At 52.8% G+C, this 14,078-nt stretch carries 13 protein-coding genes, 1 tRNA gene and 1 pseudogene; 12 read left to right on the top strand and 3 right to left on the bottom strand.

The window, feature by feature from the left end; translation table 11 throughout:
* Window positions 1–280: 280 nt before the first annotated feature.
* The 7 genes and pseudogenes from EDF78_RS16810 (at window position 281) to EDF78_RS16780 (ending at window position 5,592) form a co-directional block, all read left to right on the top strand.
* Entirely contained in the window at window positions 281–961 is a 681-nt protein-coding gene (locus tag EDF78_RS16810) for a type 1 glutamine amidotransferase domain-containing protein (RefSeq protein WP_095921586.1), read from the top strand.
* 154 nt (window positions 962–1,115) lie between these two features.
* Entirely contained in the window at window positions 1,116–1,871 is a 756-nt protein-coding gene (locus EDF78_RS16805; protein ID WP_119823748.1) for an alpha/beta hydrolase, read from the top strand.
* Between the two features lie 133 nt (window positions 1,872–2,004).
* Window positions 2,005–2,826 carry an alpha/beta hydrolase gene (locus tag EDF78_RS16800; protein ID WP_133823531.1) on the top strand — a complete coding sequence of 274 codons (822 nt, stop codon included), beginning with the start codon at window positions 2,005–2,007 and terminating at the stop codon, window positions 2,824–2,826.
* Window positions 2,827–2,913 (top strand): annotated as a pseudogene (locus EDF78_RS16795) (YdgH/BhsA/McbA-like domain containing protein); the annotation flags it as partial.
* Window positions 2,914–2,982: 69 nt separating this feature from the next.
* Window positions 2,983–3,588: a TetR/AcrR family transcriptional regulator gene (locus EDF78_RS16790; protein ID WP_133823530.1), complete on the top strand. Its 606-nt coding sequence runs from the start codon at window positions 2,983–2,985 to the stop codon at window positions 3,586–3,588.
* 121 nt (window positions 3,589–3,709) lie between these two features.
* On the top strand, window positions 3,710–4,390 hold the full coding sequence (locus EDF78_RS16785; RefSeq protein WP_131693436.1) for a type 1 glutamine amidotransferase domain-containing protein: 681 nt from the start codon (window positions 3,710–3,712) through the stop codon (window positions 4,388–4,390).
* 71 nt (window positions 4,391–4,461) lie between these two features.
* Window positions 4,462–5,592, top strand: coding sequence for an alkene reductase (locus tag EDF78_RS16780; RefSeq protein ID WP_133823529.1), 1,131 nt, complete (start codon window positions 4,462–4,464; stop codon window positions 5,590–5,592).
* Between the two features lie 172 nt (window positions 5,593–5,764).
* Here the strand turns inward: EDF78_RS16780 and EDF78_RS16775 are convergent.
* A tRNA-Asn gene (locus EDF78_RS16775) sits at window positions 5,765–5,840 on the bottom strand.
* Between the two features lie 259 nt (window positions 5,841–6,099).
* Between EDF78_RS16775 and EDF78_RS16770 the strand changes: the two genes are divergently transcribed.
* From EDF78_RS16770 to EDF78_RS16760, 3 genes are all read left to right on the top strand, one after another.
* Window positions 6,100–7,125, top strand: a complete 1,026-nt coding sequence (locus EDF78_RS16770; protein ID WP_133823528.1) for an LLM class flavin-dependent oxidoreductase — start codon at window positions 6,100–6,102, stop codon at window positions 7,123–7,125.
* Between the two features lie 252 nt (window positions 7,126–7,377).
* Window positions 7,378–9,588, top strand: coding sequence for a catalase/peroxidase HPI (gene katG / locus EDF78_RS16765; protein ID WP_243839463.1), 2,211 nt, complete (start codon window positions 7,378–7,380; stop codon window positions 9,586–9,588).
* Between the two features lie 135 nt (window positions 9,589–9,723).
* A complete protein-coding gene (locus EDF78_RS16760) occupies window positions 9,724–10,263 on the top strand; it encodes a DUF2058 domain-containing protein (RefSeq protein WP_133823527.1) in 540 nt (179 codons plus the stop codon).
* An 8-nt stretch (window positions 10,264–10,271) separates the two neighbouring features.
* Here the strand turns inward: EDF78_RS16760 and EDF78_RS16755 are convergent, their stop codons facing one another.
* The gene (locus EDF78_RS16755; protein WP_095925111.1) at window positions 10,272–10,970 is read right to left on the bottom strand and encodes an RluA family pseudouridine synthase; all 699 of its coding nucleotides are present in this window, start codon (window positions 10,968–10,970) and stop codon (window positions 10,272–10,274) included.
* A 264-nt stretch (window positions 10,971–11,234) separates the two neighbouring features.
* Window positions 11,235–12,020: a MipA/OmpV family protein gene (locus tag EDF78_RS16750; protein ID WP_133823526.1), complete on the bottom strand. Its 786-nt coding sequence runs from the start codon at window positions 12,018–12,020 to the stop codon at window positions 11,235–11,237.
* Window positions 12,021–12,145: 125 nt separating this feature from the next.
* On the opposite strand from EDF78_RS16750, the gene EDF78_RS16745 reads away from it, so the two are divergent.
* On the top strand, window positions 12,146–12,841 hold the full coding sequence (locus tag EDF78_RS16745) for a response regulator (protein WP_095921594.1): 696 nt from the start codon (window positions 12,146–12,148) through the stop codon (window positions 12,839–12,841).
* Window positions 12,838–14,001, top strand: coding sequence for an ATP-binding protein (locus EDF78_RS16740; protein ID WP_133823525.1), 1,164 nt, complete (start codon window positions 12,838–12,840; stop codon window positions 13,999–14,001). The genes EDF78_RS16745 and EDF78_RS16740 overlap by 4 nt, the downstream gene beginning before the upstream one ends.
* Window positions 14,002–14,078: the final 77 nt, after the last annotated feature.

Raw genomic sequence — 14,078 nt, 5'->3', positions numbered from 1 at the left:
GTGAGTTATCTCATCATGACAGGCATCCGCTATGAGAAGGTGCCTGACATATAAAAGATGAAAAAGTTTTATTAACTATCTATAGACGACCGGTCTATTCGGTGTTAGCTTATTCACATGGCAACGGCGACTAAGCGACATAGCACGACAGCCGTTCCGCTGGAATGAACAGCACGCAGAGTTGGCAGGAATAGCAGGCACGGATATAACATTTTTATTTAAGAACATATTAGACGACTGGTCTAATTCAATTATCAATTTGAAATACTGGAGAGTAATGATGAAAATTCTGATGGTCTTAACCTCACATGACAAACTGGGTGACACCGGCCGCAAAACCGGCTTCTGGCTGGAAGAGCTGGCCGCACCTTACTACGCCTTTAAAGACGCAGGCGCAGAAATTACGCTGGCTTCACCGAAAGGCGGTAACCCGCCGTTAGACCCAAAAAGTAATGAGCCTGACTTCCAGACCGAGCAGACCCACCGCTTCGAGGCAGACGCAGAAGCAACCGCACACCTGGCGTCAACGGTTCGTCTCGACAGCGTTTCACACGCTGATTACGACGCCGTTTTTTATCCGGGTGGTCACGGCCCTTTGTGGGACCTGGCCGAAGATAAAAACTCCATCGCCCTTATCGAAGCCTTCCTGGCGGCAAACAAACACGTCGCTCTTGTCTGCCATGCGCCTGGCGTGCTGCGCCACGTCAAAACCCCGGAAGGAAAACCGCTGGTAGAAGGCCGTAAGGTCACCGGTTTTACCAACAGCGAAGAGGAAGCCGTGGGCCTGACGCAGATTGTGCCTTTCCTGGTAGAAGACGAGCTGATTGCCAAAGGCGGGATTTACTCTAAAGGGGCGGACTGGAGTTCTTATGTTGTTACTGACGGCCTGCTGATCACCGGGCAAAACCCAACCTCCTCTACCGAGGCGGCAGAAGAACTGATTAAACAGCTGGGTGCATAACGGTTAATCACGTGGGGAGGGAGTTCTTTAAGCCCTCCCCACGGAGCAAATCTGGACAACATTACACACCTGAATGTCCGTCCGCTGGCCTGTAAGGCAGGGGGCCAGATGTCAGGGTATTAACTTAAAAAATGACAATTGAAGGAAATACATCATGTTTAAAAAATCATTGACCACGCTGGCTTTAAGCCTGGTTCTGTCAGTTTATGCTCAGTCTTCAATGGCTGCGCCGGTAAAAAACATCGTTCTGGTACATGGCGCTTTTGTTGATGGCTCCGGTTGGGATCCGGTGGCTCGCATTCTGAATAAAGCGGGCTACAACGTATCGATTGTTCAGGAGCCGCAAACCTCGCTGGCTGATGATGTCGCTGCGACTCGACGCGTTCTCGCGTTACAAAGTGGTAAATCATTGCTGGTTGGCCACAGCTACGCCGGCATGATCATCAGTGACGCGGGTAATGATCCCTCTGTTGCCGGTCTGGTTTACATCGCAGCGTTCCAGCCGGAGCAAGGTGATTCATTGCTGAGTCTGGCAAAAAAATATCCGCCAGCTGCTCAGTCAATTACAGAAACGCCAGATCACTTCCTTTATATCAAACCGGAAAATTTCCACGCGGACTTTGCCGCTGACTTGCCCGTCAAAGAAACAAATCTGTTGGCGCAATCTCAACTCATGCCTGCAGTAGCCGCATTCACTGCCCCGGCAGGCGTTCCTGCATGGAAAACGAAGCCTAGCTGGGCCGTCGTGGCGACGCAGGATCGTGCTATTAATCCAGAACTGGAGCGCTTCATGGCTAAACGCGCGCACAGCACCGTCACTGAATTGAAAGGCAACCATGCCATTTACGCATCGCAGCCGGAAAAAATTGCGGCGGTGATCGAAAAAGCGGCACAAAGCTTATCTCAGTAAACATCAGTGAAATGCTTTCCTTGCCAGCCATTATTTGAATGATTGCCAGGTGTAAAAGCAAACATACGAAAAATCAATTCTAAGTTAAATGCGCCGCCAATGAGGCGTCGCCAACAGAAAAGAGAAAAAAGAGATGAAAACTATTCAGGTGAAAGACGGTTCTAAGATTGCATATAAAGACTTTGGCAAGGGACAAACCATTATTTTCTCCCACGGCTGGCCATTATCGAGTGATGCATGGGACGCGCAAATGTTGTTCTTCGGTCAGCAGGGGTTCCGTGTCATCGCTCACGATCGCCGCAGCCATGGCAACTCCAGTCAGACGTGGGACGGCAATGATATGGATACCTATGCTGAAGATTTATCATCACTCATCGAGCAGTTAGATCTCCACGACGTTGTTCTGGTTGGGCATTCGACCGGTGGCGGTGAAGTCGCACGCTATATCGGTACCTACGGTTCAGCCCGTGTCAGCAAAGCCGTTCTTATCGGCGCAGTACCGCCGGTTATGCTGCAAAGTGAGAAAAACCCTGGCGGTCTGCCTATGGAAGTGTTTGATGGCATCCGTGCTGCGGTCGAAAAAGACCGTTCTCAGTTCTACAAGGATCTGACCACGCCGTTTTTCAACTATAACCGTTCATCAGAGACGCCTTCTGAGGGTGTGAGGGAAAGCTTCTGGCTTCAGGGCATGCAGGGTGGGATCAAAGGTCAATATGACTGTATCAAACAGTTTTCTGAGGTTGATTTCACTGATGACCTTAAGAAAATCGATGTACCAACCCTGATCATGCATGGTGATGACGACCAGATCGTGCCGCTGGCCGACTCTGCCATTCTGTCCGCGCAACTTGTCAAAGATGCGCAGATCAAGGTCTATGCAGGATTTGGCCACGGGATGACAATCACCCAAGCCGGGACGATTAATGAAGACCTGCTGCGATTCATTGAAGAGTAAGCGACTGAACATGGCGCAACGTCTTACCGTATTATTTCAGCCGGTGGCGATAACCATCTGTACGGTACTGCTGAAATCTACAAATAAGCGTTAGCAAAATGGGATATTTTTAACTTGCTTGTAGACGACTGGTCTAGTTCTTGGTAGATTGAGCACATGAATACTACAACGCAACTACATAACAATGAAATCCGCGAGCATATTCTGGCGACAGGTCAGCGGATCATGGCGGGTAAAGGATTTTCCGCGGTCGGATTGAACGAAATACTCAAAGATGCTGGTGTGCCCAAAGGCTCTTTCTATCATTACTTTAGTTCGAAAGAAGCTTTCGGCGCAGATATGCTGGCACATTATTTTGATGTTTATCTCGCCGATATCGACAGGACACTGGGCCAGCCTGGTCTCAACATGGCTCAGCGGCTGATGAACTACTGGCAGCAGTGGCGGGAATCTCAGTCGTTCTCTGATTGTCAGGGTAAGTGTCTTGCCGTGAAACTAGGCGCTGAAGTTGCCGATCTTTCGGACACGATGCGCTTAACGCTAGAGGCAGGCACTTCAGGGATAATCTCGCGTCTGGCAGAAGCGTTAGAAACGGGCGTAGCCGAGGGGTCTCTCACTATTGACGATACACCTCGCACCGTGGCAGAAAGCCTCTACCAGCTTTGGGTAGGTGCAAGCGTCATGGTCAAGATTGTTCGAAATACTGGCCCGTTTGATTCAGCGCTGCTGACGACAAGAAAAATTATTCATATTACCCCCTAGCCAGGGGGTACTCAGTAAAGAGCCGTTTTTGTACCCGTTTAATATACGACCAGTCTAATATTTACCGCTTAATTAGACGACTGGTCTAATCCAATTATTGATTTGAAATGCAGGAGTTGTTATGAAAATTCTGATGGTCTTAACCTCACACGACAAACTGGGTGACACCGGCCGCAAAACCGGCTTCTGGCTGGAAGAGCTGGCCGCACCTTACTACGCCTTTAAAGACGCAGGCGCAGAAATTACGCTGGCTTCACCGAAAGGCGGTAACCCGCCGTTAGACCCAAAAAGTAATGAGCCTGACTTCCAGACCGGGCAGACCCACCGCTTCGAGGCAGACGCAGAAGCAACCGCACACCTGGCGTCAACGGTTCGTCTCGACAGCGTTTCACACGCTGATTACGACGCCGTTTTTTATCCGGGTGGTCACGGCCCTCTGTGGGACCTGGCCGAAGATAAAAACTCCATCGCCCTTATCGAAGCCTTCCTGGCGGCAAACAAGCACGTTGCTCTGGTCTGCCATGCGCCTGGCGTGCTGCGCCACGTCAAAACCCCGGAGGGAAAACCGCTGGTAGCAGGCCGTAAGGTCACCGGTTTTACCAACAGCGAAGAGGAAGCCGTGGGCCTGACGCAGATTGTGCCTTTCCTGGTAGAAGACGAGTTGATTGCCAAAGGCGGGATTTATTCGAAAGGGGAGGACTGGAGTTCTTATGTGGTCAGCGATGGCCTGCTGATCACCGGGCAAAACCCAACGTCCTCGGCAGCAACGGCAGCCCAGCTAATCAGGCAGTTGAGTGCATAACTGTTGACGAAGTGAAGGTGACAGGATGCCTGCCTGTCACCTCTTACGATGATCACTGATGGAAAATCCTTATGAATCATAAAGCCTTATTCGAGCCAACTCAGCTTGGTCCTTATACCCTCAAAAATCGCATTGTATTTCCACCGCTGACGCGCCAAAGAAGTGGACAACCAGGAAATATACCCACCGACCTCATGGCCGAATATTACCGTCAACGCGCGGGTGCAGGTTTCATGATCACTGAAGGCACTCAGATTGAGCCTCGTGGACAAGGTTATGCCTGGACACCGGGAATTTATACTGAGCAACACATTGAGGGGTGGAAAAAAGTGACCCGCGCGGTCCATGCGGAAGGGGGGATTATTTTTGCACAACTCTGGCATGTGGGACGCGTTTCTCATTCCGCACTGCAACCAGAAGAAAGTGCCCCTGTGGCTCCTTCAGCCATTCAGGCTGAACAAGCAAAGGCGTTTATTGAGACGGGGCCAGGTACGGGCACGTTGGTCACCCCTTCAATTCCCCGCGAACTGACGCGGTCAGAAATTAAAGATCTCGTGAATTTATATGCCCAGGCGGCGAAAAATGCCATCAGTGCAGGTTTTGACGGGGTCGAGATCCATGCTGCGAATGGTTATTTGGTTAATCAGTTCATTTCAGAGCATGCAAACCAGCGTAAGGATGAATACGGCGGTTCCGTTGAAAATCGACTGCGGTTTTTGGATGAAATTGTGCAGGCTATCTCTCATGCAATAGGGCCAGACCGTCTGGGCGTTCGCTTTACGCCGTTATTTTCCAGCACAGATGAAGACCGCGTCTATATCGGCCTGGTTGAAAGTGATCCGCATAAAACCTATGTAGAAGCGGTAAAAATCCTGGAAAACGCCGGTGTTGCCTATGTGTCTATAGCCGAAGCCGACTGGGAAAATGCTCCTGACTTACCCGAAGCGTTCCGCCGTGAGATCCGCGCGATATTTAGTGGGCGCATCATCTACGCTGGTCGATACACAGCAGAACGTGGTGCCCGGATGGTTGAGGAGCAGTTGGCTGACCTCATCGCATTTGGTCGACCATTTATCGCCAACCCTGATCTCCCTGAACGCATAGCGAACGGTTGGGCATTTAACGATCTTAACAGCAGAACGCTGTATGGCGGGACGGGTGAAGGTTTTACTGATTATCCGGTTTACAACGCGCAGCGTTAGAAAATATTTGGCCAAGAAATCGCCACCCATGCCTGAGACGCAGAGGCGGGTGTCGTCTGAAGAACCGGGACTGCTTTTAAAAAGGCCAGCGCGGGAAGATAAATTCTGTATCCGGGACGGGTCAGGCAAAAGCAAAAAGCCCGCTCAGTTTCCTGAGCGGGCTTTTCTAATTTGGCTCCTCTGACTGGACTCGAACCAGTGACATACGGATTAACAGTCCGCCGTTCTACCGACTGAACTACAGAGGAATCGTGTGAACGGGGCGCATAATAGCGAGTGACGCCGCCGGTAGCAAAGGATTTTTTTGATCGGCGTTCTGATGGAAGACAATTTGTTCAGCTTATTAAAAAATAGCCAAAAATCGGCGGCATTCATCAAATAAACTGAATCAGTATGTTAAACAAATGATATTTATTCTCATCCTGAGTCGCGTAAAGTAAGCCTATTACTGCGCCATTTCGCGATGGCTCAACGTCAGGATTACCCGGACATGAGGATAAATACGCTATGAAGAAGATTGGATTTTTATCATTTGGTCACTGGACGCCTTCTCCGCAGTCGGGAACCCGCTCGGCGGCTGACGCGTTGCTGCAATCTATCGATCTGGCGGTCGCGGCAGAAGAGCTCGGCGCGGATGGCGCTTACTTCAGGGTGCATCACTTTGCCCGTCAGCTGGCGTCGCCTTTTCCGTTGCTGGCCGCCATTGGTGCGAAGACCCGCAAAATTGAAATCGGTACCGGCGTGATCGACATGCGGTATGAAAATCCGCTGTATATGGCGGAAAATGCCAGTGCGGCCGATCTGATCTCTGGGGGTCGTTTGCAACTGGGCATCAGCCGTGGCTCACCGGAACAGGTGGTGGATGGCTGGCGCTATTTTGGCTATCAGCCCGCTGAAGGTGAAACTGAGGCTGATATGGCGCGTCGTCATACCGAAGCCTTTCTTGATGTGCTGCGTGGTGAAGGTTTTGCGAAACCGAACCCGCAGCCGATGTTTCCGAATCCGCCGGGCATGTTGCGCCCTGAGCCGTATTCTGAAGGTCTGCGTGAGCGCATCTGGTGGGGCGCTGGCTCGAATGCCACAGCAGTCTGGGCGGCGAAACTGGGCATGAATTTGCAAAGCTCCACCCTGAAAGATGATGAAACCGGGGAGCCGTTCCATATTCAGCAGGCGCAGCAGATCCGCGCTTATCGTGAAGCCTGGAAAGAGGCTGGACATACGCGAACGCCGCGCGTCTCGGTCAGTCGCAGTATTTTCGCGCTGATGGATGACCGTGACCGTGCCTATTTTGGCGGCAGCAGCAACGATGGCGATAAAGTCGGTTTCCTCGATGAGAAAACCCGGGCGATTTTCGGCCGCAGCTATGCGGCGACGCCGGACCTGCTGATCAAACAGCTGAAGCAGGATGAAGCGATTGCTGAAGCCGATACGTTATTGCTGACGGTGCCGAATCAGCTTGGCGTGGAGTACAACGTGCATGTGATTGAATCGATACTTAAACATGTGGCCCCTGAAATGGGCTGGCGCGATTAATCTCCCGTCCGTCCTGAAGCCCGCCTGAGGAAACTCACGCGGGCTTTTTTCATTTTGCGACGCTGAAAGAGAAGCCTCGCTTATTAAGTGGCTATTCTATAATCACTGTGGCCCTTTTTGTGCTGTCAAAACCTTCAATGTCTGCGCATAAATCCGAAGGGAAGGTCTATCAAATACATAGGGTAATTCAGATGTGACTGGCGTAAATCCGCGTATAGAGTAGCAATGAGACTACATAACAGGAGTGTGAGCATGAGCAGTTCTATTGATGAAGAAGCAAAAGACGCAAAGCCCATTGTTGAAGCAAACAGAGAAGCCGATGTCAGCAAATGTCCTTTCCATCAGGGAAATACCAATAAAGCCTCTGGCGGCGGGACCGGTAACCGCGACTGGTGGCCTAACCAGCTCAGAGTCGACTTACTGAATCAGCATTCCGCGCGCTCAAACCCGTTGGGCGAAGCATTTGATTACCGTAAAGAATTTGCCAAATTAGACTATTCCGCACTCAAAGCCGATCTCAAGGGGCTGCTCACCGAGTCGCAACCCTGGTGGCCTGCCGACTGGGGAAGTTATATCGGCCTGTTCATCCGCATGGCGTGGCACAGCGCCGGGACCTACCGTTCCGTTGACGGGCGTGGTGGCTCGGGGCGCGGCCAGCAACGTTTTGCACCGTTAAACTCCTGGCCAGATAACGTCAGCCTTGATAAAGCGCGCCGTCTGTTATGGCCGGTGAAACAAAAATACGGCCAGAAAATTTCCTGGGCCGATTTATATATTCTGGCGGGGAACGTCGCGCTGGAAAACTCCGGCTTCCGCACCTTTGGATTTGGTGCCGGGCGTGAAGACGTCTGGGAACCGGATCTGGACGTAAACTGGGGCGACGAGACCACCTGGCTTGAGCACCGTCATCCTGAAGAACTGGCTAAATCGCCGCTCGGCGCAACGGAAATGGGGCTGATTTACGTCAACCCGGAAGGCCCGAATCACAGTGGCGATCCGGCGTCCGCCGCCCCGGCTATACGCGCCACGTTCGGTAATATGGGCATGAACGATGAAGAGATCGTCGCCCTGATTGCCGGCGGGCACACGCTCGGAAAAACCCACGGCGCAGGTCCCGCCACCCACGTCGATGTGGATCCTGAAACCGCACCGATTGAAGCACAGGGGCTGGGCTGGGCCAACAACTACGGCTCCGGTGTCGGCGCGGATGCCATCACGTCCGGTCTGGAAGTCATCTGGTCGCAGACGCCAACGCAGTGGAGCAATTACTTCTTCGAGAACCTGTTCAAATACGAGTGGGTGCAGACCCGCAGCCCTGCCGGTGCGATCCAGTTTGAAGCGGTCAATGCGCCGGACATTATCCCTGATCCGTTCGATACCTCGAAAAAACGCAAACCGACCATGCTTGTTACCGATCTGACGCTGCGTTTTGACCCGGAATTCGAGAAGATTTCCCGTCGTTTCCACAGCGATCCGCAGGCGTTTAACGAGGCTTTCGCCCGTGCCTGGTACAAACTGACGCACAGGGATATGGGACCGAAAGCGCGCTATATCGGTCCTGAAGTGCCGAAAGAAGATCTCATCTGGCAGGATCCGCTACCGGCGCCGGTTTATCACCCGACCGTCGCTGATATCGCGCAACTGAAAGAAAAAATTGCCGCGACCGGTTTGTCTGCCGGTGAACTGACCTCGGTGGCATGGGCGTCGGCGTCCACCTTCCGTGGCGGTGACAAACGCGGAGGTGCCAACGGTGCCCGCCTGGCGCTGCAACCGCAGCGAGGCTGGGACGTGAATGCCATCGCCGCCCGTGTATTGCCAGCGCTGGAATCCGTGCAGCAGGCATTCCCGAAAGCGTCTCTGGCAGATGTGATTGTGCTGGCGGGCGTGGTTGGTGTCGAAAAAGCGGCAAAAGCGGTCAATGTCGATATTGAAGTGCCGTTCACGCCGGGGCGTGTGGATGCGCGTCAGGATCAGACGGATGTTGAATCCTTCGAATTGCTTAAACCGAAAGCAGATGGTTTCCGTAACTACCGTGGGGAGTCGGCCAACACCTCAACCGAAAATCTGCTGATCGACAAGGCTCAGCAACTGACGCTTACCGCACCGGAATTAACCGTGCTGGTGGGGGGCTTACGTGCGCTTGGGGCGAACTATGACGGCAGTGATCTGGGCGTCTTCACCGATAAAACGGGCGAGCTGAACACGGACTTCTTCGTGAATTTGCTGGATATGCGCACGGAATGGAAAGCCACCGATGCGACCGGCGAACGTTTCGAAGGGCGCGATCGGGTCAGCGGGGAAGTGAAATATACCGCCACCCGCGCCGATTTGGTGTTTGGCTCGAACGCCGTGCTGCGTGCCAGCGCCGAGGTTTACGCCAGCGGTGATGCCAAAGAGAAATTCGTGAAAGACTTTGTCGCGGCATGGACCAAAGTCATGGATCTGGATCGCTTCGAACTCTGAGAGACAAAAGCCTGAAAGTATCAAGCCCGCGCAGGTTGCCCTGAGCGGGCTTTTCTAATTTGGCGCGCTGACTGGGATCGTGTCTGCAATTACAGGTATAATCCCGCCCATTATTCAGCGGATTCAGAAACCAAGATGACAAAACTTACTTTACAAGAGCAACTGCTCAAAGCCGGCTTAGTGACCAGCAAGAAAATGGCCAAAGTGGAAAGAACGGCTAAAAAGTCCCGCGTTCAGGCCCGTGAGGCCAGAGAAGCGGTGGAAGAGAATAAAAAAGCGCAACTTGAACGTGACAGGCAGCTCAGCGAACAGCAAAAACAAGCCGCGTTATCGAAAGAATATAAAGCGCAGGTGAAGCAGCTGATTGAAATGAATAAAATCGATATTTCAAAAGGCGATATCGGTTTTAACTTCACCGACAATAATCTGATTAAAAAAATCTATGTGGATAAAACCACCCAGGCTCAGCTGATCAGCGGTCGTCTCGCGATTGCGCGTCTGATGGTGGATAACGGCGGCGAGAGTCAGTACGCGATTATCCCGGCCAGCGTGGCCGATAAAATCGCGCAGCGCGATGCGGGCAGTATTGTGCTGAACAGCGCGCTGAGTCAGGAAGAACAGGATGAAGAAGATCCGTACGCTGATTTTAAAGTGCCTGATGATCTGATGTGGTGATACTGCGTTCAGAACGGACAGCGGTTACGGGCTTCGATTTTCTCTCCGCTGACGGGATGAACAAAATTCAATGCACTGGCGTGCAGCATTAATCGCGGCGTCAGTTCTGTGCCCGGCAACAGGCGTCCGCCATACAGGTCACAGCCCAAAATCGGGTGGCCCAATTGCTGACAATGAATGCGCAGCTGATGGGTTCGCCCGGTCTCCGGGATCAGTTCCACCCGCGTCAGCGGCAGTAACGTCCCGTCTTCCCCCTCACGATGAAACCGTTCAATCACCTTAAAGCGTGAGCGGGCGGGCTTACCGTGGATGGCGCAAATCGACATCAGCGGGAACAGCGCCGGATCTTTGGCAATCGCCGCATCTATCACCCCTTCGTCGTCGCGCAGGTGCCCGCAAAGCAGTGCGCTGTAGACCTTCGTCACCGAACGCTGACTGAACTGCTGGCAAAGCGCGGCATTAATCGCTTTATTGCGGGCAACCACCAGTAATCCTGACGTGCCGAAATCCAGCCGGTGAACCAGCGTACAGCCAGGGAAAATCCTCACCAGCCGGTGATGCACGGAATCCAGATTTTGCGGATTTTTCCCCGAAAGGCTGAGCAGCCCGGCGGGCTTATTGATCAGCACCAGATGATCGTCCTGAAAGAGGATTTCTATCTCGTCATGGCACGGCGGGGCAATAAACGTATCGGTGATCACAGACATCAGACTGACCGGCGGCAAAAGGGAGGCGGATGATAACGAATTTTCAACCAGCTGGCGAATCGACTGACGTGGCCTCAAAAACGCCGGGGCGATAATAATAAAAAAACGCAATAATATGAGAATAAATAAAACAGAATGATCACAACCAGTGTTGCGATATCTCCTTTCATCTGAGTCGCCTTTATTATGCAGGAAAGTGAATGAGTTTGGGCGTGTGAAAAGTCGCCGTTAAAGACGACTTTTCATCGGTTCATGTTCAGGCCTTCAGAAGGTATAAAGCACACCGAAATTGTAGGTTGTGCCGCCGCGCTTAACGACAATCGGGCTGTTACCGGCTTTGTCGTCCAGCCAGGTGTAATCGGCACTGACGACGCCGCCCCAGTGCGACGTGAACTGGTGGCTCCAGGTCAGGCTGCTGTCTACGCCATAGAACCCCCCGGCCGACTGATAAGGCGCGAAATTAGTGCGGTCGCTTTGTTCGCGGCTCACGCCATAAAAGGTGTTCATATAGCGCCGGTCGCCAAAGAGCGCCGCCGACTGAAGTGCGACAGTGTCGGTGTCGTTTTGTACCGGCAGTACCGTGACGGAAGTCTGATAATGCACACCTTGCCCGTCTGTCAGAGGCAGAGTGGCTTTGCCTTCAAAAGACAGCCACGGCGTGGCTGACCAGCCGACCGCGAGCGCGGTATTCATGGTCGCATCGATATTCCCCATGCCTTTGAGTTTATTCGAACCATCCCGCCAGGTGGAGTTTCTGTCTGTCCGCCCTAGGCCGTATCCCAGCGTATGCTCCAGATACAGGCCGTTATCCGCCTGCAGGTCATAACCCACGCCTTTGAGCGAATCGAAGAAAAAGGCACCGTCGCGTGCCTGAATGACCGGCGCGACCAGCCAGTGGCGCTGATCGGAACCGCTGTAGCGCGGCGCGCTCTGTGCGCCCATGCCGACGGTAAAAGTGGGGGCGGGTGGGGTATCGTCAGCCAGTGCCTGAAGCACTGTTGCGGACAGACCGAAACAGGTAATGTGCAGTATTAGTTTTCTGGATATCATGTGATTCCTCATCACCCAAACGTATGGTTCGTAGCGGATTGCAGCCGCGTCTGAGACCCAAAGTATGAAGAGGCAGTGTCAATAAACTGTCGGGAATTTATGAAGAAACAGTCAAGGCGACCAAAATGCAGACAAAACGAATCCTGATTATTGAAGATGATGCCGATGCGGCGGACGTTCTCGATGCCTATTTGAAACGTGAAGGTTATGAAGTACAGATTGCGGGAGACGGCCTGTCCGGGTTGGGTATCGCACAGGGCTGGAAGCCGGATCTTATTCTGCTGGATGTGATGCTTCCCGGCATGAGGGGAACAGAGGTATTAGCATCCTTGCGTCGGGAAAGCAGCATTCCCGTCATTATGGTGACGGCGATGGGGGACATGCCCGATAAGATCAGTGCGCTGCGTTTCGGTGCCGATGATTATATTGTTAAACCTTATAATCCTGCTGAAGTAGTGGCGCGGGTGCAGGCGGTGATACGCCGGATGTCGTCAGGTGAAAAATCAGCACCGATCCTCCGGTGGAGAGATCTGGAAGTGAACGCGGAAGCCTTCACTGCAACCGTCAGGACGCCCGCAGGCACGCTTTCCTACCTTGATCTGACGCCGACGGAGTTTTCCGTGCTCACGACACTGATGCGCACACCCACACGTCCGTTTTCCCGTCAGCATCTTCTGGAAAGTTGCCTGCCTGAAAGCGAGGCGCTTGAGCGCGTGGTGGACACGCACATTTACAACTTACGTAAGAAGCTTGAATCAGCGGGCATTGTTAACGTGCTGGTCAACGTGCGCAGCGTCGGTTACAGGTTCAGACAGCCATGATTTCGATCCAATCTCAGTCATTATGGCGCTGGATTTGTGTCCGCATCCTGACGCTGGCCATTGGCAGCGTGATCGTCATTGCGTTTTGCATGTGGCTGCGTTTTGCCATTGAGAACCTCTGGGTGTTACACCATATGTCTCCTGCGCTCAGGGCAGAATTTGACGTGCTGCGTGAAAATCCGGAGCTAAATCTTGCGCGATTTCATCAGATTATCGATGAAGGCTGGGGCGCGCGTTACTCGGATCCGTCTATTGCGAATGCCGACTGGATGATGGTCGGCATACTGGTCGTCGTGGTCATTCCCTTTATTGTGATACTCGGCCTCAAAGCGGCACGTCCGTTGTCCTCGCAGTTCAGTGATCTTGCACAGGTCGCGAGAGCCGTGACCCAGGGTAATTTCAATACGCGTGCCAGATCCGTTAAAAATGCCCCGTCCGAACTCATCCACTTTACTGATGATTTTAACGCCATGATGCTGCAACTCTCGCGTTATGAGAGGGAGTTGCGGGCTTCACACGTGGCGATGGCACATGAATTACGTTCACCGCTGACGGCGGCCGTGGGACGATTGCAGGGGATGCTTGACGGGGTATTTAAACCGGAGCCGCGACAATTGCAGATGGTCATGGAACAACTTCTGCACTTAAACCGGTTGATTGATGAGCTTCACCTGCTGTCACTGGCCGATGCAGGCCAGCTCAATCTTGATAACGTCCCAACAGACCTGACTGAATTGCTGCGTGAGCGCGCAGCATGGCTTAATCCTCAGACAACGCAGGCGGGGTTTAGCATCATCCTGAAGCCATCGGAGGTTTGCCATTACGTCGGGGATCCCTTTCGTCTTGGGCAGGTCTTCACCATATTGATGGAAAATGCGTTGCGTTATGCCGCAGAGGGCCAGCGTCTGGACATTAATGTGGTGCAGCGACCAGAGGGGGTCGACGTTGTCTTTGAGGATTTTGGTCCCGGTGTGGAGGGGGATTTTCTTCCAGTGATGTTTGAACGTTTTACCCGGGCAGAGGCCTCCCGTGCGAGACATTCCGGCGGAAGCGGCTTAGGGCTGTCGATTGCCCGTGCAATATGCGAAGCACATGGCGGCAGCATAAGGGCATCACTGAAAGCGCAGGGAGGGTTGATTATCACCGTGAGCCTGACCTGAATGGGCGGTAATAAAAAAGTGCTGATCTTGACGATTTCTTGATGAAATATTACGGGAATCTGGACAGTGAACGGATT

Origin of the sequence: Rahnella sp. BIGb0236, from assembly GCF_004364755.1 — a bacterium.
Classification (GTDB): Bacteria; Pseudomonadota; Gammaproteobacteria; order Enterobacterales; family Enterobacteriaceae; genus Rahnella; species Rahnella victoriana.
Note: the sequence above shows the minus strand (reverse complement) of the source record. Positions and strands in the feature narration are given on the sequence as shown.